We start from the raw sequence: 22385 nt of genomic DNA, 5'->3' as shown, positions 1-22385 counted from the left end.
CGTGCTCATCCCACGGCGAGTCAAGCACCGCAAGCAGCACCACCCCACGCGGCGTGGTGCGGCCAGCGGCGGCACCCGCGTGACGTTCGGCGAGTACGGGATCATGGCGGTGGAGGGCGGCTACGTCACCAACCGCCAGATCGAGTCCGCTCGTATCGCCATCACCCGCCACATCCGTCGTGGCGGCAAGGTCTGGATCAACATCTACCCGGACCGGCCGCTCACCAAGAAGCCCGCCGAGACCCGCATGGGTTCCGGCAAGGGCTCGCCGGAGTGGTGGATCGCGAACATCAAGCCCGGACGCGTCATGTTCGAGCTGTCGTTCCCCAACGAGAAGACCGCTTCGGAGGCGCTGACCCGCGCCATCCACAAGCTGCCGGTCAAGTGCAAGATCGTGCGTCGTGAAGGCGGTGAGGCGTGATGTCCGTCGGGACCAAGGGCCTCGGCCCGGACGAGCTGCGCGAGTTCGAGGACGCGAAGCTGGTCGAGGAGCTCAAGAAGGCGAAGGAAGAGCTCTTCAACCTGCGCTTCCAGTCGGCGACCGGTCAGCTGGAGAACAACAGCCGGCTCCGCGCCGTCAAGCGGGACATCTCCCGCATCTACACGACGATGCGTGAGCGCGAGCTCGGCATCACCGAGGCGCCGATCACCAAGGAGGCCGCTGAGTGAGCGAGCAGAGCGCCGAGACGACGAACGACCGCGGGCAGCGCAAGACGCGTCGCGGCTACGTCGTCAGCGACAAGATGCAGAAGACCGTCGTCGTGGAGGTGGAGGACCGCGTCAAGCACCCCCTCTACGCGAAGGTCATCCGCCGCACCACCAAGGTCAAGGCGCACGACGAGGTCTCGTCGGCGGGTGTGGGCGACCTCGTCCTCATCGCCGAGACCCGTCCGCTGTCCGCGACCAAGCGCTGGCGCGTGGTCGAGGTCCTCGAGCGCGCCAAGTGACCTCAGGCGCCCCGGCTCCGGCCGGGGTCGCCCGAGACGAGTCCATGTCCGTTCCGTCAGGCTCGCCGTCCGGCCAGACCGCACGGCGAGAACCGGCGCGACGAAGGAGTAGAGAGTGATCCAGCAGGAGTCGCGGCTCAAGGTCGCCGACAACACGGGTGCCAAGGAGATCCTTTGCATCCGCGTGCTCGGCGGCTCCGGCCGCCGCTACGCGGGCATCGGTGACGTGATCGTGGCCACGGTCAAGGACGCGATCCCCGGTGGCAACGTGAAGAAGGGCGACGTCGTCAAGGCGGTCATCGTCCGCACCAAGAAGGAGCGTCGGCGCGCCGACGGTTCCTACATCCGCTTCGACGAGAACGCGGCCGTCATCCTCCGGGCTGACGGGGACCCGCGGGGTACGCGCATCTTCGGGCCGGTCGGCCGCGAGCTGCGCGACAAGAAGTTCATGCGGATCATCTCGCTGGCTCCGGAGGTGCTCTGACCATGGGGAAGATCAGGATCAAGAAGGGTGACCTCGTGCAGGTGATCACGCGCGTGCGTGGTCGTCGCAACGAGGACGGCACCAAGACCTCCGACCTGGGCAAGCAGGGCAAGGTCCTGGAGGTCTTCGCCGACACCGGTCGGGTGCTCGTCGAGGGCGTCAACCAGATGAAGCGCCACACCAAGGCGGCTCCCGGCGTCGCCGGCGGCATCGAGGTCCGCGAGGCCCCGCTGCACATCAGCAACGTGCAGCTGGTCGACCCGGAGACGGGCAAGCCGACCCGCGTCGGCATCCGCACCGAGTCCGTGGAGCGCGACGGTCGCCAGAAGACCCAGCGGATCCGCGTCGCCAAGCGCTCCGGCAAGGACATCTGATGACGACTGAGACCACCACCGCCCGCCCGCTGCCTCGCCTGAAGCAGCGCTACCGGGACGAGATCAAGAGCACGCTGCAGACGCAGTTCGAGTACGGCAACGTCATGCAGATCCCCGGCCTGGTCAAGGTCGTGGTGAACATGGGTGTCGGCGAGGCTGCACGCGACTCCAAGCTGATCGACGGCGCGATCCGCGACCTGACCGTCATCACGGGGCAGAAGCCCCAGGTGACCAAGGCCCGCAAGTCCATCGCGCAGTTCAAGCTCCGCGAGGGCATGCCGATCGGCGCGCACACCACGCTGCGCGGCGACCGCATGTGGGAGTTCCTGGACCGCCTCGTGTCGCTCGCGCTGCCGCGCATCCGCGACTTCCGCGGTCTCTCGCCGAAGCAGTTCGACGGCAACGGCAACTACACGTTCGGTCTCAACGAGCAGTCCATGTTCCACGAGATCGACCAGGACCGCATCGACCGGGTCCGCGGCATGGACATCACCGTCGTGACGACGGCGAAGACCGACGAGGAGGGCCGCGCGCTGCTCCGTGCGCTGGGCTTCCCCTTCAAGGAGAACTGACCGTGGCGAAGACCGCTCTGATCATGAAGGCCGCGCGCAAGCCGAAGTTCGCGGTGCGCGGCTACACCCGCTGCCAGCGCTGCGGGCGACCGCACGCGGTCTACCGCAAGTTCGGCCTGTGCCGGATCTGCGTCCGCGAGATGGCGCACGCCGGCGAGCTGCCCGGTGTGACGAAGAGCAGCTGGTGACCTCTCTGTACACGACGACGCCGCAGGTCCGCACCACGCCCCGTGGTCCGGAAACCCCGGTGAGGAAGGGCGGACGAGCCCGATGACGATGACCGACCCCATCGCGGACATGTTGACCCGTCTGCGCAACGCCAACTCGGCGTACCACGACACGGTCTCCATGCCGTACAGCAAGCTGAAGTCGCACATCGCGGAGATCCTCCAGGCGGAGGGCTACATCGCCTCCTGGACGGTCGAGGACGCCGAGGTCGGCAAGAAGCTGACGATGAACCTGAAGTTCGGCCCGAACCGCGAGCGCTCGATCGCCGGCCTGCGCCGCGTGTCGAAGCCCGGTCTCCGGGTGTACGCGAAGTCGACCAACCTGCCCCGCGTGCTCGGTGGCCTCGGCGTGGCGATCCTGTCCACGTCCTCGGGGCTGCTGACCGACAAGCAGGCCAACAAGAAGGGCGTGGGTGGGGAAGTCCTCGCCTACGTCTGGTGAGGGAGGAGGACTCATGTCGCGCATCGGTCGACTTCCGATCCCCGTTCCCGCCGGCGTGGACGTGACCATCGACGGCTCCGCCGTCACGGTCACGGGCCCCAAGGGCACGCTCGCCCACACCATCGCCGACCCGATCACGGTCGAGCGCCCGGAGGACGGCGTCCTCCGGGTGGTGCGTCCCGACGACGAGCGCGCTTCGCGCTCGCTGCACGGGCTGACGCGGACGCTCATCAACAACATGCTCGTCGGCGTGACCGAGGGCTACGTCAAGCGCCTCGAGATCGTCGGCACCGGTTACCGCGTGGCCGCCAAGGGCTCGGACCTCGAGTTCGCCCTGGGCTTCAGCCACCCGGTCGTCGTCCGGGCTCCCGAGGGCATCACGTTCGCCGTCGAGAACCAGACCCGCTTCTCCGTGGCGGGGATCGACAAGCAGCAGGTCGGCGAGGTCGCCGCCAACATCCGCAAGCTGCGCAAGCCCGACCCGTACAAGGGCAAGGGCGTGCGGTACGCGGGCGAGGTAGTCCGCCGCAAGGTCGGAAAGGCTGGTAAGTGACGATGGCTCTGTCCACGCAGCGCACCACCAAGGGCAAGTCCGCGTCGCTCAAGCGCCGCCACACCCGCGTGCGCAAGAAGGTCGTCGGCACCGCCGCACGTCCGCGCCTCGTCGTCACGCGTTCGACCCGCCACGTCTTCGTGCAGGTCATCGACGACGCGGCCGGCCACACGCTGGCGTCCGCCTCGACCATGGAGGCGGACCTGCGCGGCTCCTCCGACGACAAGTCGGCGAAGGCCAAGCAGGTCGGCCAGCTCGTGGCCGAGCGCGCCAAGGCGGCCGGCATCGAGGCCGTGGTCTTCGACCGCGGCGGCAACCGCTACGCGGGACGTGTCGCGGCGATCGCCGACGGCGCCCGCGAAGCCGGACTGGCCCTGTGAGGGCGACGACCGTGACCGCAGCAGAGAAGAGGAACGTCTGATGCCTGGACCCCAGCGCCGAGGCGCCGGTGGAACCGGTGCGGCCGGCGGAGCCGGTGGCAACGACCGCGGTGGCCGTGACGGCGGTCGCCGTGACGGCGGTCGCGGTGACGCCCGCGGCGGTCAGGGCGACCGCAGCAACTTCGTCGAGCGCGTCGTGACCATCAACCGCGTCGCCAAGGTCGTCAAGGGCGGCCGCCGCTTCAGCTTCACGGCCCTCGTGGTCGTGGGCGACGGCGACGGCACCGTCGGTGTCGGCTACGGCAAGGCCAAGGAGGTGCCCGCGGCGATCGCCAAGGGCGTCGAGGAGGCCAAGAAGAACTTCTTCCGCGTGCCCCGCATCCAGGGCACCATCCCTCACCCCATCCAGGGCGAGAAGGCGGCCGGCGTGGTCATGCTGCGCCCGGCCTCCCCGGGTACCGGCGTCATCGCCGGTGGTCCGGTGCGCGCCGTGCTCGAGTGCGCGGGGATCCACGACGTCCTGTCGAAGTCCCTGGGCAGCGACAACGCGATCAACATCGTGCACGCGACGATCGAGGCCCTCAAGGGCCTCGAGCGCCCCGAGCAGGTCGCGGCCCGCCGCGGTCTGACCGTGGAGCACGTGGCCCCGGCCGCGATGCTGCGCGCACGTGCCGCGGGGGTGACCTCCTGATGGGCAGGATCAAGGTGACCCAGGTCAAGTCGGGCATCGGTGGCAAGCAGAACCAGCGGAACACGCTGCGCAGCCTCGGGCTGCACAAGATCGGGCAGAGCGTCGTCAAGGACGACAAGCCCGAGTTCCGCGGCATGGCGAACACGGTGGCTCACCTCGTCACCGTCGAGGAGGTGGACTGACATGGCCGGCACTCCGGGCGAGCACGTCCTGAAGGTGCACCACCTGCGTCCCGCACCTGGCGCGAAGACCGCCAAGCAGCGCGTGGGTCGCGGTGAGGGCAGCAAGGGCAAGACCGCTGGTCGCGGTACCAAGGGCTCGAAGGCGCGCTACCAGGTGCCTGCCGGGTTCGAGGGTGGCCAGATGCCCCTGCACATGCGCCTGCCGAAGCTGCGCGGGTTCAAGAACCCGTTCCGCGTCGAGTACCAGGTCGTCAACCTCGACAAGCTCGCCTCCCTCTTCCCCGAGGGTGGCAGCGTGTCCGTGGACGACCTCGTCGCCAAGGGCGCCGTGCGCGACGGGCACCTCGTGAAGGTGCTCGGCACGGGCGAGGTGGGTGTGGCCCTGCAGGTCAGCGCCCACAAGTTCTCCGCGTCCGCCGTGGAGAAGATCGCCGCAGCCGGTGGGTCGACCACCGCGCTCTGATCGACCAGCACACCTGCACGACCCCGTGCGTCCCCGCGGCGGTAGCGACGAGTGATCGTCTGCTACCGCCGCGTGGTCGTTCCGGGGGGCGGTAGGGTCTGGACCGTGGTCGGCGCCTGCCGCCGGTCACCAACCGTCCGTCAGTCCCCAGTCCGCCCCTGCGTGCCGCAGGGCCGGTGCAGGAGGTTCGAGTGCTCACCGCATTGGCCCGGGCGTTCCGCACGCCGGACCTGCGCCGCAAGCTGCTGTTCACGCTCGGCATCATCGTCCTCGTCCGCGTCGGCTCGTTCGTGCCGACGCCGGGGGTCGACTACTCCGCGGTGCAGCAGTGCATCGCGCAGGCCGAGACCGGCAACAGCTTGCTCGGCCTGGTCAACCTCTTCTCCGGCGGCGCGCTCCTGCAGCTGTCGGTCTTCGCGCTCGGGATCATGCCGTACATCACGGCGAGCATCATCATCCAGCTGCTCACCGTGGTCATCCCGCGCTTCGAGGAGCTCAAGAAGGAGGGTCAGCAGGGCACCACCAAGCTGACCCAGTACACGCGCTACCTCACGATCGCCCTGGCGGTCCTGCAGTCGACGACCTACGTGTCGATCGCGCGGGACCCCACGCGGCTCTTCCAGACGAACTGCACCGCCCAGGTCGTCCCCGACCAGAGCGTGCACGTCATCGCCCTCATGGTCCTGACCATGACCGCGGGCACCGGCCTCGTCATGTGGCTGGGCGAGCTCGTCACCGAGCGCGGCGTCGGCAACGGCATGTCGCTGCTGATCTTCGTGCAGATCGCCTCGGGCTTCCCGACGTCGCTGTGGGCCATCCAGCGCGAGCGCGGGTTCCTCACCTTCGCGGCGGTCCTGCTCATGGGCCTCGTCGTGGTCGCGGCCGTGGTCGCCGTCGAGCAGTCCCAGCGCCGCGTCCCGGTGCAGTACGCCAAGCGGATGATCGGGCGCCGCATGTTCGGCGGCTCGAGCACCTACATCCCGCTGAAGGTCAACATGGCCGGCGTCATCCCGGTCATCTTCGCCTCGTCGCTGCTGTACCTGCCGGCCCTGCTGGCGCAGTTCAACGACCCGAACGACGGCTGGGTCATCTGGATCGACAAGTACCTGGTGCGCGGGGACCACCCGCTCTACATGGCGGCGTACTTCCTGCTCATCATCTTCTTCGCGTTCTTCTACGTCGCGATCACGTTCAACCCGGACGAGGTCGCCGAGAACATGCGCAAGTACGGGGGCTTCATCCCCGGGGTGCGCGCGGGCCGGCCGACGGCCGAGTACCTCGACTACATCCTGACCCGCATCACCCTGCCGGGGGCCCTGTACCTCGGCCTCATCTCGCTCCTGCCGCTCATCGCGCTGGTGGCGTTCAACGCCAACAGCAACTTCCCCTTCGGGGGCACGTCCATCCTGATCATCGTCGGGGTCGGCCTGGAGACGGTGAAGCAGATCGAGTCTCAGCTCCAGCAGCGCAACTACGAAGGGTTCTTGCGATGAGCCGTCTCGTCCTCCTGGGTCCCCCCGGCGCCGGGAAGGGCACCCAGGCCAAGCGCCTGGCGGCCCGCCTCGACGTGCCCGCGATCTCCACGGGCGACATCTTCCGCGCCAACGTCGCGCAGGGGACCGAGCTGGGCACGACGGCCAAGGAGTACATGGACGCGGGCAAGTACGTCCCGGACACCGTCACCAACGCGATGGTCCGCGACCGCCTGGCCCAGCCCGACGCCGCGGGCGGCTTCATCCTCGACGGCTACCCCCGCACGACCGACCAGGTGCGCGAGCTCGACGACATGCTGGCCGAGGCCGGCACCGCGCTGACCGCCGTCCTGGAGCTCACGGCCGACACCGACGAGCTGGTGCGCCGCCTGACGCTGCGCGCCGGTGCCGAGGGCCGCAGCGACGACGCCGAGGGCGTCGTGCGCACGCGCCAGGAGGTCTACCTCGAGCAGACCGCGCCGCTGGTGCAGGTCTACTCCGACCGGGGTCTGCTGCGCAGCGTGGACGGCCTGGGCAGCATCGACGACGTGACCTCGCGCCTGGTCGCCGCGCTCGGGGACGACGCCCCCGCGGCCGGCCTCGCGGACGCCGGCTGACCGTGTTCGGACGCGACCGGGTCGAGCTGAAGACGCCCGAGCAGATCCGCACCATGCGCCGGGCGGGCCTGCTCACCCACGCCGCGCTGGAGGCCGCTCGGGCCGCGCTGCGGCCGGGCGTGACGACCGACGAGCTCGACGCCGTCGCGGCCGAGGTCATCCGGGCCGGGGGCGGGACGTCGAACTTCCTCGGCTACCACGGCTACCCCAAGACGCTCTGCATCTCCGTCAACGAGGTCGTCGTGCACGGCATCCCCGGCGGGCGGGTGGTCGAGGAGGGCGACGTCGTCTCGATCGACGGCGGGGCGGTCGTCGACGGCTGGCACGGCGACTCCGCGTTCACGCAGATCGTCGGGACGCCGCGCGAGGCCGGCGACGAGGAGCTCGTCGAGATCACGCGGCAGGCGATGTGGCGGGGGATCGCGGCGCTGGACCGGCGCGGCCGGGTCGGCGACGTCGGGGCGGCCGTCGAGGACGCCGTCGACGGCCGGCTCGCGATCGTGGACGGCTACACCGGCCACGGCATCGGCACGGCCATGCACCAGGCGCCCGAGGTGCTCAACCACCGCGACCGCGACCGGGGGCCGAAGGTCCGCCCGGGCCTGTGCCTGGCCATCGAGCCCATGTGCACGCGGGGGACCGACGAGACCGACGTCCTGGCCGACGAGTGGACGGTCGTGACGAGCGACGGCTCGCGCGCCGCGCACTGGGAGCACACGGTCGCCGTGCTCGACGAGGGGCTCTGGGTGCTGACCGCCCCCGACGGCGGGGCCTCCGAGCTCGGTCCGCTGGGTGTGAAGGTCCCCACGGACTGACTGCGCCGCAGCCCCTCCCGCGAGGGCGGCTCCGGTGGCCCGTCGCGGATTTCGTCTGCGGCTCGCCGTCACGTAAGCTTGACCGTCGGTCCGTCATGCCTCCTCCGCAGCCGCGGGGGAGGACCGCGGACCACGATCCGACACCGACGGAAAAGCGGAGGACATGCCGAAGAAGGACGGCGTCATCGAGATCGAGGGCACCGTGGTCGAAGCTCTGCCCAACGCGATGTTCCGCGTCGAGCTGAGCAACGGGCACAAGGTGCTGGCCCACATCTCCGGGAAGATGCGGCAGCACTACATCCGCATCCTCCCCGAGGACCGGGTGGTCGTCGAGCTCAGCCCTTACGACCTGTCCCGCGGGCGCATCGTCTACCGCTACAAGTGACCCCACTGGCCGCGAGCTGCGTGCCCGCACGACCGGAGACGTGATGAAGGTCAAGCCGAGCGTCAAGAAGATCTGCGACAAGTGCAAGGTGATCCGCCGACACGGACGTGTCATGGTCATCTGCGAGAACCTGCGCCACAAGCAGCGCCAGGGCTGACGCAGCAGCACCCGTGACCGTCGCGTCCCGCGACGGCGCACCATCGCAGCACCCGCCGGGAGCCCCGCTCCCGGCGACACCCCCGGTCGGAGGCCGGGGACCCGTCCGAACCCGACGGGACCGGTGCTGCGGCAGACCTCCGCGAAGACAAGGGACCATCCCGCATGGCACGTCTCGTCGGCGTCGACCTCCCCCGCGAGAAGCGGCTGGAGATCGCGCTCACGTACATCTACGGCGTCGGACGCACCCGCGCCAAGGCAGCGCTGGCCGCCACTGGCGTCAGCCCCGACCTCCGCGTCCGCGACCTCTCGGACGAGGACCTGGTCGCACTGCGCGACTACATCGAGGGCAACTACCGCGTCGAGGGTGACCTCCGTCGCGAGGTGGCCGCCGACATCCGCCGCAAGGTGGAGATCGGCACCTACCAGGGTCTGCGGCACCGCCGCGGTCTGCCCGTCCGCGGGCAGCGCACCAAGACCAACGCCCGCACCCGCAAGGGCCCGAAGCGCACGGTCGCCGGCAAGAAGAAGGTCGGCCGCAAGTAGCGCTCGCGGCCCCGCACGGGCCGCCCGGGTCGTTCGCCGACCCGCCCTCGATCTCAGTCCTCGAGTCCCAGGAGTACGGACCACATGCCTCCCAAGAGCCGCCAGGCCACGGCGGCGCGCAAGCCGCGCCGCAAGGAGAAGAAGAACGTCGCTCACGGCCACGCGCACATCAAGAGCACGTTCAACAACACGATCGTGTCGATCACCGACCCCACGGGTGCGGTGATCGCCTGGGCCTCCGCCGGCCAGGTCGGCTTCAAGGGTTCGCGCAAGTCGACCCCCTTCGCCGCCCAGATGGCTGCCGAGGCCGCGGCCCGCCGCGCCCAGGAGCACGGCATGCGCAAGGTCGACGTCTTCGTGAAGGGCCCGGGTTCGGGCCGCGAGACCGCGATCCGCTCGCTGCAGGCCACGGGCCTGGAGGTCGGCGCGATCCAGGACGTCACCCCCAGCCCGCACAACGGCTGCCGGCCCCCCAAGCGCCGGCGCGTCTGACCCGGTGACGACCCCGGCGGAGCTTCCGCCGGGGCCGTCGCACGATCGACGCAGTTCACGATCGATCCAGACCCCGTCGGTGGACCGATGCTGACGGGCGTGCGGGGCGTCATATGGCGGACGCCCGCGGGAAGGAAGTCTCCGTGCTGATCGCACAGCGCCCCACCCTCACCGAGGACGTCGTCGACGAGTACCGCTCGCGGTTCGTCATCGAGCCTCTGGAGCCGGGCTTCGGCTACACCCTCGGCAACTCGCTGCGCCGGACGCTGCTCTCGAGCATCCCCGGTGCGGCCGTGACGAGCCTCCGCATCGACGGCGTGCTCCACGAGTTCACGAGCGTGCCGGGTGTCAAGGAGGACGTCACCGAGATCGTCCTCAACATCAAGAACCTCGTCGTCTCCTCGGAGCACGACGAGCCGGTCGTCATGTACCTGCGCAAGCAGGGTCCCGGTGCGGTCACCGCTGCGGACATCGCGCCCCCCGCGGGCGTCGAGGTCCACAACCCCGACCTCCACATCGCGACCCTCAACGGCAAGGGCAAGCTCGAGCTGGAGCTGACCGTCGAGCGCGGTCGCGGGTACGTCTCCGCGGCGCAGAACAAGTCCGGTGAGCAGGAGATCGGGCGCATCCCGATCGACTCGATCTACTCGCCGGTCCTCAAGGTCACCTACAAGGTCGAGGCGACCCGCGTCGAGCAGCGCACCGACTTCGACCGCCTCGTGGTCGACGTCGAGACCAAGCACTCGATCAGCCCGCGCGACGCCGTGGCCTCGGCCGGCAAGACGCTGACCGAGCTGTTCGGCCTGGCGCGCGAGCTCAACGTCGAGGCCGAGGGCATCGACATGGGCCCGTCCCCGACCGACGCGGCCCTGGCCGCCGACCTCGCGCTCGAGATCGAGGCGCTGGACCTCACGGTCCGCTCCTACAACTGCCTCAAGCGCGAGGGCATCCACACGGTCGGCGAGCTCGTCTCGCGCAGCGAGGCCGACCTGCTGGACATCCGCAACTTCGGGCAGAAGTCCATCGACGAGGTGAAGGCCAAGCTCGTCGGCATGGGCCTGCACCTCAAGGACTCCCCGCCCGGGTTCGACCCGAGCGCCGTCGTCAACGACTTCGAGGAGGACGACCAGTCCTTCGCCGAGGACGAGCAGCTCTGAGCTAGTCCGCACCTCAGCCCCCTCCACCGAGGGGGCTGAGAATCACCGAGGAGATCGACACACATGCCCACCCCCACCAAAGGTGCGCGGCTCGGCGGCGGGCCGGCCCACCAGCGGCACATCCTGGCCAACCTGGCGACGCAGCTCTTCGAGCACCGCAGCATCACCACCACCGAGGCCAAGGCCCGGCGGCTGCGGCCCTACGCCGAGCGGCTGATCACCTTCGCGAAGCAGGGTGACCTCGCCTCCCGCCGCCGTGTCATGCGCACGGTCAAGGACAAGGGCGTCGTCCACGAGCTCTTCACCGACATCGCCCCGGCGATGGCCGAGCGCTCGGGCGGCTACACCCGCATCGTGAAGATCGGCCCGCGCCGCGGCGACAAGGCCCCCATGGCCGTGATCGCGCTCGTCCTCGAGCCGGTCAGCGCCAAGCAGGCCACCGTCCGCGAGGCCGAGCAGGTCGCCGCCGCGACCGCGCCGGCCGCTGCTCCCGCCGCCGACGAGGTCGTCGTCGGCGACGAGGCTCCCGCGACGAGCACGGACGAGGCCACCACGGCCGAGACCGCGCCCGCCGAGGGCACGACCGCTGGCACCACGACCGAGGTCCCCGAGGTCGAGGCCGGCAGCGTGGACCAGCCGGACACCCTGCCCGACGTCGCGGACACCGAGGGCAAGGCCTGAGCGCCTCCCTCCCGTCCGTGGACGAGCCCGCCCTCCCCGACACCGGGGACGGCGGGCTCGTCCGCGTCCGCCTGGACCTGGGCTACGACGGCACGGCCTTCGCGGGCTGGGCCGAGCAGCCCGGGCTGCGCACCGTCCAGGGCGTCCTGACGGCCGCCCTCGCCCGGGTGCTCCGCCTGGACCCGGCGCCCCGCCTCATCGTCGCGGGCCGCACGGACGCCGGCGTGCACGCCCGCGGCCAGGTGGTCCACGTGGACGTCCCGCGCGCGGCCTGGGACGGCGTCCCCGGCCGGTCGGTCGCCGAGCCCCCGGCGGCCCTCGTGCGGCGCCTGGCGGGGGTCCTGCCCGCCGACGTCCGCGTGCACGGCGCCCGGCTCGCCCCGGCGGGCTTCGACGCGCGCTTCGGCGCCCTGCGCCGCCGCTACGCCTACCGGGTCAGCGACGACCCCGCGGGCGCACCGCCGCTGCGGCGCCTGGACGTGCTCGCCCACCGGCGCCCCCTCGACGTGGCCGCCATGGACGAGGCCGCCTCCCGGCTCGTCGGCCTGCACGACTTCGCCGCCTACTGCCGCCCCCGCGACGGCGCCACGACGGTGCGCACGCTGCTGCGCTACGGCTGGCGCCGCGACGAGGGCGACGACGGCCTCGTCGTCGCCGACGTGCAGGCGGACGCCTTCTGCCACTCGATGGTCCGCGCGCTCGTCGGCGCCGTCCTCGCGGTGGGGGAGGGCCGCCACCCCGTCGCCTGGCCCGCCGAGGTGCTGACCGCCGGCGTCCGCGACCCCGCCGTCACGGTCGTCGGACCGCACGGCCTGTGCCTGGAGGAGGTCGTCTACCCGCCCGACGCCGACCTCGCGGCCCGGGCGCGCGAGGCCCGCGCCGTGCGGACCCTGCCGCCCGACTGAACCGCCCGCCCCACCTCCCGCCTCAGCGGGCACCCGGTGACCCGGGGCGCCGCCCGCGACCCGGGTCGGGCACGCTGGAGCCGTGCCCACGCTCGTCGTCGTCCGCCACGCCAAGGCCGACAGCCCGCCCGGACTCCAGGACATCGCCCGCCCGCTGTCCCCGCGGGGCCGCGCGGACGCCGAGGAGGCGGGCCGCTGGCTCGCCGGCGCGGTCGCGTCCCCGCAGCTGCTGCTGACGTCGCCGGCCCGGCGCACCGAGGAGACCACCGCGCGGCTGCTCGACGCGTGGGGCGTCGAGCCCGTCGTCGTCGACGAGGAACGGCTGTACGAGGCGTCGCTGGGCGACCTGCTGCGCATCGTGCGGGGGCTGGACATCGACGGCCCCGAGGCGACCGTCGTCCTCGTGGCGCACAACCCCGGCGTGAGCGCCCTCGTGGAGGCCCTGACGGGGGAGGTGCACCAGCTGCGCACCTGCCAGGTCGCCGTCCTCGACGTCGAGGGCTCCTGGGCCGACGCCGACTCCACCAGCTGCACCCTGCGCACCCTCCACACGGCCCGCGCGGAGGACTGAGCCGGCAACCCGGTCCAGCACCGCCCCGCGGGACGGCACACTCGGGGGTGTGGGTCACGTCGACGTCCAGGCCGTCAGTCACGAGCTCCCCGACGGCAGGCCGCTGCTGTCGGAGGTGAGCTTCCGCGTCTCCGACGGCCGGACCACCGCCCTGATCGGCCCGAACGGCACCGGCAAGACGACGCTGCTGCGGCTCATCGCGGACGACCTGCCGGTGCAGTCCGGGGCCGTGGCCCGCAGCGGCGGCCTCGGCGTCATGCGCCAGTTCGTGGGGTCCCTGCGCGACGACACGTCCGTGCGCGAGCTGCTCGTCTCGGTCGCCGGGCCCCGGCTGCGCGAGGCCGCGGCCGCCGTCGACGCCGCGGAGCTGGCCATGCTCGAGACCGACGCCGAGCGCGAGCAGATGCGCTACGCCCACGCCCTGGCCGACTTCGGCGACGCCGGCGGCTACGACGCCGAGGTGCTGTGGGACTCCTGCACCCTCGCGGCGCTCGGCGTGGAGTTCGACCGCTGCCAGCACCGCCTCGTGCGGACGCTGTCGGGCGGGGAGCAGAAGCGGCTCGTGCTGGAGGCCCTGCTGCGCGGCGACGACGAGGTCCTGCTGCTGGACGAGCCGGACAACTACCTCGACGTGCCCGGCAAGCGCTGGCTCGAGCAGCAGCTGCGCGAGACGCCGAAGTCGGTCCTGCTCGTCAGCCACGACCGCGAGCTCCTGGCCGCCGCGGCCGACCGGATCGTGACCCTCGAACCGGGCGCGCTGGGCGCCGTCGCGTGGGTGCACGGCGGCTCCTTCGCCTCCTACGGCGCGGCGCGCACGGCCCGCGGCGAGCGGCTGGAGGAGCTGCGCCGGCGCTGGGACGAGGAGCGGGTCAAGCTGCGCGCCCTGGTCCTCACGCTGCGGGAGAAGGCCAAGTTCAACGACGGCCTGGCCTCGCGCTACGCCGCCGCGCAGACCCGGCTGGCCAAGTTCGAGGAGGCCGGCCCGCCGCAGGCCCCGCCCGCGGCCCAGGACGTGCGGATGCGGCTGCGGGGCGGGCGCACGGGCAAGCGCGCCGTGGTCTGCGAGCGGTTGGAGCTGACGGGCCTCATGCGGCCCTTCGACGCGGAGCTGTGGCTGGGCGACCGGGTGGCGGTGCTCGGCGCCAACGGCTCCGGCAAGTCGCACTTCCTGCGGCTGCTGGCCGCCGGCGGCAGCGACCCCGACCTCGAGCACCAGCCGGTCGGGGAGGAGGACGGCGGCACCCCCGTGGCGCCCGTCGCGCACACCGGCTCCGCGCGGCTGGGGGCCCGCGTGCGCCCCGGCTGGTTCGCGCAGACGCACGAGCAGCCGACGCTGGCGGGGCGCACCCTGCTCGAGGTGCTGCACCGCGGCACGGGCCACCGCAGCGGCATGGACCGCGAGACGGCCTCGCGCGCCCTGGACCGCTACGGCCTCGCCGAGGCCGCCGAGCAGCGCTTCGAGCACCTCTCGGGCGGCCAGCAGGCGCGGCTGCAGATCCTGCTGCTGGAGCTGTCCGGCGCCACGCTGCTGCTGCTGGACGAGCCGACGGACAACCTCGACCTGCACTCGGCCGAGGCCCTGGAGGAGGCGCTCGCGGCGTTCGAGGGCACGGTCGTGGCCGTCACCCACGACCGCTGGTTCGCCCGCGGCTTCGACCGCTTCCTCGTCTTCGGCGAGGACGGCGGCGTGTTCGAGGCACCCGAGCCGGTCTGGGACGCTGGTCGGGTCCTCCGGGCACGCTGAGCAGCCTCCCGGCCCGCGCGACCCCCGGAACCGCACCGTTTTGACCCTGCGGCCACCCGGAAGGTAACGTGACTGGCCGTTGCGCCCACGCAGTGCCTGCCCACCCCGGCGGCCCCGAGCGAGGGCCATGTCCGGAAACCGTCTCGAGGAGTTGGGCTAGTCCCGTGCGCACGTTCACCCCGAAGCCAGGCGACATCGACCGCCGTTGGCTCGTCATCGACGCTGAGGACGTCGTGCTCGGGCGCCTCGCGTCGCAGACCGCGATCCTCCTCCGTGGCAAGCACAAGCCGACCTACGCCCCGCACGTCGACGGTGGTGACCACGTCATCATCATCAACGCGGCCAAGGTGGCCCTCACGGGCTCCAAGCGGGAGCAGAAGCTGGCGTACCGCCACTCCGGCTACCCGGGCGGCCTGCGCGCCACCTCGTACACCGAGCTCCTGGAGAAGAACCCGGAGAAGGCCGTCGAGAAGGCCATCCGCGGGATGATCCCCAAGAACTCGCTGGGCCGTCAGGTCCTGTCCAAGCTCAAGGTCTACGCGGGCTCTGAGCACCCGCACGCGGCCCAGCAGCCCGTGCCGTACCAGCTGACCCAGGTCGCGCAGTGAGCACTGCGCCCACTGCGAACTGACTGAGGAGAATCGTGGCCGAGTACACCACCGAGACCGTCGAGGACATCACCGAGTCCGACGAGTTCACGGGCACCTACACCTCCGAGTCCGCGCAGCCGCGGACCGGCGGGTCCAGCATCATCGCCCCCGGTGCGGCGACGGGCCGGCGCAAGCAGGCCATCGCCCGCGTGCGCATCGTCCCGGGCACCGGCAAGTGGGTCATCAACGGCCGTGAGCTGGACAACTACTTCCCCAACAAGGTGCACCAGCAGCTCGTCAACGAGCCGTTCCGGGTCACCGAGCTGGAGAGCTCCTTCGACGTCGTCGCCCGCATCCACGGCGGCGGCTCGTCCGGTCAGGCCGGCGCCCTGCGCCTCGGCGTGGCCCGCGCGCTGAACGCGATCGACCTCGAGGCCAACCGCCCGGCGCTGAAGAAGGCCGGCTTCCTGACCCGCGACCCGCGCGCCATCGAGCGCAAGAAGGCCGGACTCAAGAAGGCCCGCAAGGCGCCTCAGTTCAGCAAGCGCTGATCCCGCCCGCGCACCGCGCGGACGGCAGCAGCCGCCAGACGGCCCCGGGGGCGACCCCGGGGCCGTCTTGGCGTCTGCGGCAGGTGCCCAGCAGCACGTCCGGCCGCGAGGCCGGGCAGGAGGAGGACGACGCAGTGGGCCGCATCTTCGGGACCGACGGCGTGCGCGGTGTCGCGAACGTCGACCTCACCGCCGAGATGGCCCTGGGCCTGTCGGTGGCCGCCGCGGGCGTCCTCGGCGCCGCGAGCGGGCGCACCACCGCCCTCGTGGCGCGCGACCCCCGCGCGTCCGGGGAGTTCCTCTCCGCCGCCGTCGTGGCCGGCCTCGCCAGCGCGGGCGTGGACGTGCGCGACGTGGGCGTCGTCCCCACCCCGGCCCTGGCCCACCTGGTCGGCCTCACCGGCAGCGACTTCGGCGTGATGCTCTCCGCCTCGCACAACCCCATGCCCGACAACGGGCTGAAGATCTTCGCCCGCGGCGGCACCAAGCTGCCCGACGACGTCGAGGACGCGGTCGAGAAGGCGTACCGCGACGGCGTCGCGCACCGCCCGACCGGCGCCGACGTGGGCCGCGTCGAGCGCGGCCCGGTGGTCGAGGCCGCCGCCGCGGACGCCTACGTCGCGCACGTCCTCGCCTCGCTGCCGCACTCCCTCGACGGGCTGCACGTCGTCGTCGACTGCGCCCACGGCGCGGCCAGCGCCATCGCGCCCCGGGTCCTCGCCGAGGCCGGCGCCCGGGTGACCGCGCTGGCGGCCGCGCCGGACGGGCTGAACATCAACGACGGGGTCGGCTCCACGCACCTCGGGCCGCTGCAGGCCGCCGTCCTGGCGCACGGCGCCGACCTCGGGGTCGCGCTCGACGGCGACGCGGACCGCTGCCTGGCCGTGGACGCGGCGGGCGAGGTCGTCGACGGCGACCAGATCATGGCCGTGCTCGCGCTCGCGCTGAAGGAGCGCGGTGAGCTCACGGACGACACGCTCGTCGCGACCGTCATGAGCAACCTCGGGCTGAAGCTGGCCATGGAGCGCGAGGGCGTCCGGATGGTCGTGACCGGCGTGGGCGACCGCTACGTGCTGGAGGCCCTGACCGCGGGCGGGTTCAGCATCGGCGGAGAGCAGAGCGGCCACGTGGTGCTGCCCTCGCACGCGACGACGGGTGACGGCGTCCTCACGGCCCTGCAGCTCGCGGGCCGCATGACGCAGACGGGCCGCAGCCTCGCCGACCTCGCGGGCGTCGTGCAGCGCCTGCCGCAGGTCCTCGTCAACGTGCGCGGGGTCGACAAGGCCCGGGCCGCCACCGACGAGGGGCTGCAGGCCGCCGTCGCCGCCGCCGACGCGGAGCTCGCCGGCCTCGGCCGCGTCCTGCTGCGCTCCTCCGGCACCGAGCCCCTGGTGCGGGTCATGGTCGAGGCCGCCGAGCTGGGGCACGCGCAGGAGATCGCCGACCGGCTCGCCGTCGTCGTGCGGGACCGCCTGGCCCTCTGAGGCCGGCCCCCTCCGCCCGGGCCCGCGGAAAAGCGCTCGCCCCGGGCAGCGGCGGCCCGCTTCACTGAGCGGGTGAGACTCGTGACGACGTCGTCCGACGACCCCGCCCGCGAGGCGTGGGCGGGGGAGTTCTTCGACCGCTGGTACGCCGCGCTCGCCGCGGGCGAGGGGCACGACCGTCCCGACCCCGCGTCGTGGCGACCGGAGGAGCTGCGGGCCGAGCTCGCGCGCGGCACCGACCACGACGTCCTGCACTGGCTGCTGGCCCTCGACGACGACGGCACCGCGGCCGGGGCCGCCGACGTGCGGGTGGCGGTGCACGACAACCGCCACGTCGCGCGGCTGCAGATCGCGGTGCCCCCGGGTTCCCGCCGCCGCGGGGTCGGCACCCGGCTGCTCGCCGCGGTGGCCGAGGTGGCCGCCGCCGCGGGGTGCAGCGTCCTGCGCGCCGAGACCGAGCGACCGGTCGCCCACCCCGAGGGCACCTGGCCGGGCACCGTCGCGCTCCGGCGCTGGGGCTTCGCCCCCGGGCTGGTCGAGGCGCGCCGCCAGCTCGCCCTGCCCGTGCCGGCGCGGACGCTGGACGACCTGGAGGCCGCCGCCCGGCCGCACGCCGCGGGCTACCGCTGGTGGACCTTCCCCGACGCCGTGCCCGAGCCCGACGTCGAGGCGGTGGCGGGGCTGATGGCCCGCATGAGCACCGACGCCCCGCAGGGCGACCTCGCCGTCGAGCCGGAGGTGTGGGACGCGGCGCGCGTGCGCTCGGGGGAGGCGCTGCGGCGCGCGCAGGGCCGGCGCAGCTGGACCGCCGTCGCGGCCGACGCCGCCGGCACCCTCGTCGGCTACACGACGCTCGTGCAGTCCGCGCACGAGCCGGACCGCCTACAGCAGTGGGACACCCTGGTGGTGGCGGAGCACCGCGGGCACCGGCTCGGGACGCTGCTCAAGGTCGCCGCCCTGCGCGCCGCCGTCGCCGACGCGCCGGAGGCGACGAGGGTGTCCACCTGGAACGCGACGTCCAACGTCCCGATGATCGCGGTGAACGAGGCCATGGGGTTCCGGCTCGACGAGCTGTGCGAGGAGCTCGAGGCCCCCGTCGCGGACGTCCGCAGCGCCCTCGCCGCCCGGGACGCGGTGCGGCGCTAGGCCCGGCGCGCCCGGCTACAGCTTGCGCAGGCGGACGCGGCGCACGGAGTGGTCGGAGTCCTTGGCCAGCACCAGCGTCGCCCGGGCGCGGGTGGGCCGGACGTTCTCCACGAGGTTCGGCTCGTTGATGGTGTGCCAGATGCGCTGCGCGCGCGTCACGGCCTCGGAGTCGGTGAGGCCGGCGTAGCGGTGGAAGTAGGACTCCGGCCGGCTGAACGCCGTCTCGCGCAGGCGCAGGAACCGCGAGACGTACCAGTTGCGGACGTCGTCGGTGCGGGCGTCCACGTAGACGGAGAAGTCGAAGTAGTCGCTGACGGTCACGCCCTGCGTGCCGTCGGCCCGCACGCGGGCCGGCTGCAGGACGTTGAGGCCCTCGACGATGAGGACGTCGGGCTGGCGGACGACGACCTCCTCGCCCTCGACGATGTCGTAGGTGAGGTGGGAGTACACCGGCGCCCGCACCTCGGGGGCGCCGGACTTCACGGCGGACACGAACCGCAGCAGCGCCCGCCGGTCGTAGGACTCGGGGAAGCCCTTGCGGTGCAGGATGCCCCGGCGCTCCAGCTCGGCGTTGGGCAGCAGGAACCCGTCGGTCGTGAGGAGCTCCACGCGCGGCGTCTCGGGCCAGTGCGACAGCAGCTCCCGCAGGATGCGCGCCGTCGTCGACTTCCCGACGGCCACGGACCCGGCGACGCCGATGACGAACGGGGTGCGCGCCGTGCGCTCGCCGAGGAACGTCGACGTCGCGGCGTGCAGGCTGCCGGCGGCGCGGTCGTAGAGGGTCAGCAGCCGCGACAGCGGCAGGTAGACCTCCTCGACCTCCCGCAGGTCGATGCGGTCCCCGAGGCCGCGCAGGCGCGAGACGTCCTCGGCCGTGAGGGTCAGCGGTGTCGAGGCGCGCAGCTCGCTCCAGGCCTTGCGGTCCAGCTCGACGTAGGGCGAGGCGTCCCGGACGCCGGCGCGCTCCGCGGGCAGCTGCGCCTCGTGGGCCGGACCAGCGGTGCTCACGGGCCGAACGCTACCGGGTGCCCGCACCGCCCCCGGCGGGCGCGGGCGCCGTTGGGCCGTCCGGAGGGACGGCGCGCGGACGCCCTCGGCGCGCCGTCACCCACCGTAGGCTGGCAACCATGTGCGGAATCGTCGGATACGTCAGCTCCGAGCACGCGGGCGCCGTCGACGGCACCGCCGTCGTCCTGGAGGGGCTGCGGCGCCTGGAGTACCGGGGCTACGACTCCGCGGGCATCGCCGTCGTGACGCCGGACGGCCTCGACGTCCGCAAGCGCTCCGGCAAGCTGGTCAACCTCGTCGAGGCCCTCGACCTGGACCCGCTGGCCGCCTCGACCACGGCGATCGGGCACACCCGCTGGGCCACCCACGGCGGGCCCACCGACGAGAACGCGCACCCCCACGTCGACGCGTCCGGCACCGTCGCGGTCATCCACAACGGCATCGTCGAGAACTTCGCCGTGCTGCGCGGCGAACTGCTCGAGGCGGGCGTGCCGTTCACGAGCGAGACCGACACCGAGGTCGTCGCGCACCTGCTGGGCGCGGAGTTCGCCCGCACGCAGGACCTCACCGAGGCCATGCGGCTCGTGTGCGCGCGGCTGGAGGGGGCGTTCACGCTCCTCGCCGTGCACCGCGGGGCGCCGGGCACGATCGTGGGCGCGCGCCGCAACTCCCCGCTCGTCGTGGGCCTGGGCGAGGGCGCGAACTACCTCGGCTCCGACGTCGCGGCGTTCATCGCCCACACCCGCGAGGCGCTGGAGCTCGGCCAGGACCAGGTCGTCACCATCACCCCCGACGCGGTGCGCGTGCAGGGCTTCGACGGCCGTCCCGCCGAGGGCCGCCGCTTCCACGTCGACTGGGACGCCGCGGCCGCCGAGAAGGGCGGCTTCCCCAGCTTCATGGCCAAGGAGATCCACGACCAGCCCCAGGCGATCGCGGACACCCTGCTGGGCCGCACGGACGCCACGGGCCGCCTCGTCCTGGACGAGATGAAGATCTCCGAGGCCGACCTGCGCGCCGTGAACAAGATCGTCGTGGTCGCCTGCGGGACGGCGGCCTACGCCGGGCAGGTCGCGAAGTACGCCATCGAGCACTGGTGCCGGATCCCCGTCGAGGTGGACCTCGCGCACGAGTTCCGCTACCGCGACCCCGTGGTCGACGAGCGGACGCTGGTCGTCGCGATCTCGCAGTCGGGCGAGACGATGGACACGATCATGGCGGTGCGCCACGCGCGCGAGCAGGGCGCGCGCGTCCTGGCCATCTGCAACACCAACGGCTCGACGATCCCGCGCGAGTCCGACGCCGCGCTCTACACCCACGCGGGCCCGGAGATCGCGGTCGCCTCGACCAAGGCGTTCCTCGCGCAGATCACGGCCTGCTACCTGCTGGGCCTGTACCTGGCGCAGCTGCGCGGCGACAAGTACGCCGACGAGGTCGCCGGCGTGATGGAGCAGCTGCAGGAGATCCCCGGCCAGGTCCGGCAGGTGCTCGACGGCCTCGAGCAGGTCCGCGAGATCGCCCGCTACATGGCCGACACCCGCTCGGTGCTGTTCCTGGGCCGCCACGTCGGCTACCCCGTGGCGATGGAGGGCGCGCTGAAGCTCAAGGAGCTCGCCTACATCCACGCCGAGGGCTTCGCGGCCGGCGAGCTGAAGCACGGCCCGATCGCACTCGTCGAACCCGGCCAGCCGGTGTTCGTCGTCGTGCCCTCCCCGCGCGGGCGGCACTCGCTGCACGCCAAGGTCGTCTCGAACATCCAGGAGGTGCGGGCCCGCGGCGCGCGCACCCTGGTCATCGCCGAGGTCGGCGACACGGCGGTCGAGCCCTTCGCCGACGTGATCATCCGCATCCCGCAGACCTCGACGCTGCTCTCGCCCCTGCTGGCCGTGGTGCCGCTGCAGGTCTTCGCGTGCGAGCTCGCGACCGCCAAGGGCCTCGACGTCGACCAGCCGCGCAACCTGGCGAAGTCCGTCACGGTCGAGTGAGCCCACCCCGCCGCAGCCGGGCGCGCCGCACCGTGGGACGGTGGCGCCTCGGCCGGAGGGGGACCCGCATGATCGTCGGGATCGGGATCGACGTGGTGGACATCGCGAGGTTCGTGCGACAGATCGAGCGCACGCCACGCCTGCTGGACCGCCTCTTCGGCGACGGGGAGCGGGGCCTGCCCGCCGAGTCGCTCGCCGCGCGCTTCGCCGCGAAGGAGGCCGTCGCCAAGTCGCTCGGGGCTCCCGTGGGCCTGGTGTGGCGCGACGTCGTCGTCGAGCGCGAGAACGGCCACCGGCCGCAGATCGTCGTGCGCGGCAGCGTGGCCAAGATCGCCGCGGACCTCGGGGTCGAGACCTTCCACCTCTCGCTCTCGCACGACGCGGGCATCGCCTCCGCGATGGTCGTCGCCGAAGGCCGCTGACCGGCGTCTGAGTGCGCCGGCGCGGGCGCGGTGCGAGGCTCGCCCGCGTGATCCCCGCGCACCGCACCGCCGACGTCCGGGCCGCCGAGGCCGCCGTGATGGCCCGCTCGCCCGAGGGCGCCCTCATGCAGCGCGCCGCCGCCGCCCTGGCCGTCGAGTGCGCCGCCGTGCTGCGCGCGCGCACCGGCGGGGTGGTGGGCCGCCGCGTCGTCGTGCTGGCCGGGGCGGGTGACAACGGCGGCGACGCCCTCTACGCCGCCGGCCGGCTCGCGCGCCGCGGCGCCGCCGTCGTCGTGCTGCGGACCGCGGAGCGCGTGCACCCGGGCGGGCTCGCGGCGGCCCGCGC

32 protein-coding genes and 1 pseudogene are annotated in these 22385 nt (G+C 72.7%); 32 read left to right on the top strand and 1 reads right to left on the bottom strand.

The annotated features are described in order from the left end of the window. Position 1: 1 nt before the first annotated feature. From rplP to F1544_RS26485, 29 genes and pseudogenes are all read left to right on the top strand, one after another. Positions 2 to 421: a 50S ribosomal protein L16 gene (gene rplP, locus F1544_RS15595; protein ID WP_166605547.1), complete on the top strand. Its 420-nt coding sequence runs from the start codon at positions 2 to 4 to the stop codon at positions 419 to 421. Continuing rightward, a pseudogene (rpmC, locus tag F1544_RS15590) lies at positions 421 to 663 on the top strand (50S ribosomal protein L29); the annotation flags it as partial. The gene rplP and the pseudogene rpmC, both read left to right, overlap by 1 nt. A gap of 2 nt (positions 664 to 665) precedes the next feature. Beyond that, positions 666 to 947 (top strand): 30S ribosomal protein S17, encoded by a 282-nt coding sequence (gene rpsQ / locus F1544_RS15585; RefSeq protein WP_167586989.1) that lies wholly within the window; start codon positions 666 to 668, stop codon positions 945 to 947. Positions 948 to 1062: 115 nt separating this feature from the next. Next, positions 1063 to 1431, top strand: coding sequence for a 50S ribosomal protein L14 (gene rplN, locus F1544_RS15580; protein ID WP_166605549.1), 369 nt, complete (start codon positions 1063 to 1065; stop codon positions 1429 to 1431). A gap of 2 nt (positions 1432 to 1433) precedes the next feature. Further along, positions 1434 to 1805, top strand: a complete 372-nt coding sequence (gene rplX, locus F1544_RS15575; RefSeq protein ID WP_167586987.1) for a 50S ribosomal protein L24 — start codon at positions 1434 to 1436, stop codon at positions 1803 to 1805. Continuing rightward, entirely contained in the window at positions 1805 to 2377 is a 573-nt protein-coding gene (rplE, locus tag F1544_RS15570; protein ID WP_244308767.1) for a 50S ribosomal protein L5, read from the top strand. Before rplX ends, rplE begins: the two co-directional genes overlap by 1 nt. Positions 2378 to 2379: 2 nt before the next feature. Beyond that, entirely contained in the window at positions 2380 to 2565 is a 186-nt protein-coding gene (locus F1544_RS15565; RefSeq protein WP_167586985.1) for a type Z 30S ribosomal protein S14, read from the top strand. Positions 2566 to 2647: 82 nt separating this feature from the next. Beyond that, positions 2648 to 3046, top strand: a complete 399-nt coding sequence (gene rpsH / locus F1544_RS15560) for a 30S ribosomal protein S8 (RefSeq protein ID WP_166605552.1) — start codon at positions 2648 to 2650, stop codon at positions 3044 to 3046. Positions 3047 to 3059: 13 nt separating this feature from the next. Beyond that, positions 3060 to 3599, top strand: a complete 540-nt coding sequence (gene rplF / locus F1544_RS15555; RefSeq protein ID WP_167586982.1) for a 50S ribosomal protein L6 — start codon at positions 3060 to 3062, stop codon at positions 3597 to 3599. Between the two features lie 2 nt (positions 3600 to 3601). After that, entirely contained in the window at positions 3602 to 3979 is a 378-nt protein-coding gene (gene rplR / locus F1544_RS15550) for a 50S ribosomal protein L18 (protein WP_167587019.1), read from the top strand. Between the two features lie 40 nt (positions 3980 to 4019). Continuing rightward, positions 4020 to 4670: a 30S ribosomal protein S5 gene (rpsE, locus tag F1544_RS15545; RefSeq protein WP_167586980.1), complete on the top strand. Its 651-nt coding sequence runs from the start codon at positions 4020 to 4022 to the stop codon at positions 4668 to 4670. Beyond that, positions 4670 to 4852, top strand: a complete 183-nt coding sequence (rpmD, locus tag F1544_RS15540; protein ID WP_166605555.1) for a 50S ribosomal protein L30 — start codon at positions 4670 to 4672, stop codon at positions 4850 to 4852. Before rpsE ends, rpmD begins: the two co-directional genes overlap by 1 nt. A gap of 1 nt (position 4853) precedes the next feature. After that, positions 4854 to 5315 carry a 50S ribosomal protein L15 gene (gene rplO, locus F1544_RS15535; RefSeq protein WP_208971973.1) on the top strand — a complete coding sequence of 154 codons (462 nt, stop codon included), beginning with the start codon at positions 4854 to 4856 and terminating at the stop codon, positions 5313 to 5315. Positions 5316 to 5506: 191 nt separating this feature from the next. Beyond that, entirely contained in the window at positions 5507 to 6808 is a 1302-nt protein-coding gene (secY, locus tag F1544_RS15530) for a preprotein translocase subunit SecY (RefSeq protein WP_167586978.1), read from the top strand. Then, the gene (locus F1544_RS15525) at positions 6805 to 7404 is read left to right on the top strand and encodes an adenylate kinase (protein ID WP_167586976.1); all 600 of its coding nucleotides are present in this window, start codon (positions 6805 to 6807) and stop codon (positions 7402 to 7404) included. The genes secY and F1544_RS15525 overlap by 4 nt, the downstream gene beginning before the upstream one ends. Positions 7405 to 7406: 2 nt before the next feature. Next, the gene (gene map, locus F1544_RS15520; RefSeq protein ID WP_167586974.1) at positions 7407 to 8219 is read left to right on the top strand and encodes a type I methionyl aminopeptidase; all 813 of its coding nucleotides are present in this window, start codon (positions 7407 to 7409) and stop codon (positions 8217 to 8219) included. A 163-nt stretch (positions 8220 to 8382) separates the two neighbouring features. Further along, positions 8383 to 8604, top strand: coding sequence for a translation initiation factor IF-1 (gene infA / locus F1544_RS15515; RefSeq protein WP_166605559.1), 222 nt, complete (start codon positions 8383 to 8385; stop codon positions 8602 to 8604). A gap of 43 nt (positions 8605 to 8647) precedes the next feature. Continuing rightward, complete coding sequence (rpmJ, locus tag F1544_RS15510; RefSeq protein ID WP_009740505.1) at positions 8648 to 8761, top strand: 50S ribosomal protein L36; 114 nt, start codon at positions 8648 to 8650, stop codon at positions 8759 to 8761. A 164-nt stretch (positions 8762 to 8925) separates the two neighbouring features. Then, positions 8926 to 9306 carry a 30S ribosomal protein S13 gene (gene rpsM / locus F1544_RS15505; protein WP_167586972.1) on the top strand — a complete coding sequence of 127 codons (381 nt, stop codon included), beginning with the start codon at positions 8926 to 8928 and terminating at the stop codon, positions 9304 to 9306. Positions 9307 to 9390: 84 nt separating this feature from the next. Further along, on the top strand, positions 9391 to 9798 hold the full coding sequence (rpsK, locus tag F1544_RS15500) for a 30S ribosomal protein S11 (protein ID WP_166605562.1): 408 nt from the start codon (positions 9391 to 9393) through the stop codon (positions 9796 to 9798). Positions 9799 to 9941: 143 nt separating this feature from the next. Next, the gene (locus tag F1544_RS15495; RefSeq protein ID WP_167586970.1) at positions 9942 to 10955 is read left to right on the top strand and encodes a DNA-directed RNA polymerase subunit alpha; all 1014 of its coding nucleotides are present in this window, start codon (positions 9942 to 9944) and stop codon (positions 10953 to 10955) included. Between the two features lie 63 nt (positions 10956 to 11018). After that, positions 11019 to 11636, top strand: coding sequence for a 50S ribosomal protein L17 (gene rplQ, locus F1544_RS15490; RefSeq protein ID WP_167586967.1), 618 nt, complete (start codon positions 11019 to 11021; stop codon positions 11634 to 11636). A 17-nt stretch (positions 11637 to 11653) separates the two neighbouring features. Continuing rightward, complete coding sequence (gene truA / locus F1544_RS15485) at positions 11654 to 12541, top strand: tRNA pseudouridine(38-40) synthase TruA (protein WP_167586965.1); 888 nt, start codon at positions 11654 to 11656, stop codon at positions 12539 to 12541. A gap of 82 nt (positions 12542 to 12623) precedes the next feature. After that, positions 12624 to 13112, top strand: coding sequence for a SixA phosphatase family protein (locus F1544_RS15480; RefSeq protein WP_167586963.1), 489 nt, complete (start codon positions 12624 to 12626; stop codon positions 13110 to 13112). A 49-nt stretch (positions 13113 to 13161) separates the two neighbouring features. Beyond that, positions 13162 to 14856 (top strand): ATP-binding cassette domain-containing protein, encoded by a 1695-nt coding sequence (locus F1544_RS15475; RefSeq protein ID WP_167586961.1) that lies wholly within the window; start codon positions 13162 to 13164, stop codon positions 14854 to 14856. A gap of 164 nt (positions 14857 to 15020) precedes the next feature. After that, positions 15021 to 15464 (top strand): 50S ribosomal protein L13, encoded by a 444-nt coding sequence (gene rplM / locus F1544_RS15470; protein WP_167586960.1) that lies wholly within the window; start codon positions 15021 to 15023, stop codon positions 15462 to 15464. Positions 15465 to 15499: 35 nt separating this feature from the next. Further along, positions 15500 to 15997 carry a 30S ribosomal protein S9 gene (rpsI, locus tag F1544_RS15465; protein WP_373368088.1) on the top strand — a complete coding sequence of 166 codons (498 nt, stop codon included), beginning with the start codon at positions 15500 to 15502 and terminating at the stop codon, positions 15995 to 15997. Positions 15998 to 16131: 134 nt separating this feature from the next. After that, positions 16132 to 17481 carry a phosphoglucosamine mutase gene (glmM, locus tag F1544_RS15460; RefSeq protein WP_167587016.1) on the top strand — a complete coding sequence of 450 codons (1350 nt, stop codon included), beginning with the start codon at positions 16132 to 16134 and terminating at the stop codon, positions 17479 to 17481. A gap of 72 nt (positions 17482 to 17553) precedes the next feature. Further along, entirely contained in the window at positions 17554 to 18627 is a 1074-nt protein-coding gene (locus F1544_RS26485) for a GNAT family N-acetyltransferase (protein WP_167586958.1), read from the top strand. 15 nt (positions 18628 to 18642) lie between these two features. Here the strand turns inward: F1544_RS26485 and coaA are convergent, their stop codons facing one another. Then, positions 18643 to 19602, bottom strand: coding sequence for a type I pantothenate kinase (gene coaA, locus F1544_RS15450; protein ID WP_208971976.1), 960 nt, complete (start codon positions 19600 to 19602; stop codon positions 18643 to 18645). 152 nt (positions 19603 to 19754) lie between these two features. Here coaA and glmS point away from each other — a divergent pair, with 152 nt between their 5' ends. The 3 genes from glmS to F1544_RS15435 form a co-directional block, all read left to right on the top strand. Continuing rightward, on the top strand, positions 19755 to 21617 hold the full coding sequence (gene glmS, locus F1544_RS15445; protein WP_167586954.1) for a glutamine--fructose-6-phosphate transaminase (isomerizing): 1863 nt from the start codon (positions 19755 to 19757) through the stop codon (positions 21615 to 21617). Positions 21618 to 21685: 68 nt separating this feature from the next. Beyond that, positions 21686 to 22039: a holo-ACP synthase gene (locus tag F1544_RS15440; protein WP_167586952.1), complete on the top strand. Its 354-nt coding sequence runs from the start codon at positions 21686 to 21688 to the stop codon at positions 22037 to 22039. Positions 22040 to 22137: 98 nt separating this feature from the next. Continuing rightward, positions 22138 to 22385, top strand: a 248-nt coding sequence (locus F1544_RS15435) for an NAD(P)H-hydrate epimerase (RefSeq protein WP_306669064.1), incomplete at its 3' end; no start/stop codon positions are given.

Source organism: Kineococcus rubinsiae (assembly GCF_011839805.1).
Classification (GTDB): Bacteria; Actinomycetota; Actinomycetes; order Actinomycetales; family Kineococcaceae; genus Kineococcus; species Kineococcus rubinsiae.
Note: the sequence above shows the minus strand (reverse complement) of the source record. Positions and strands in the feature narration are given on the sequence as shown.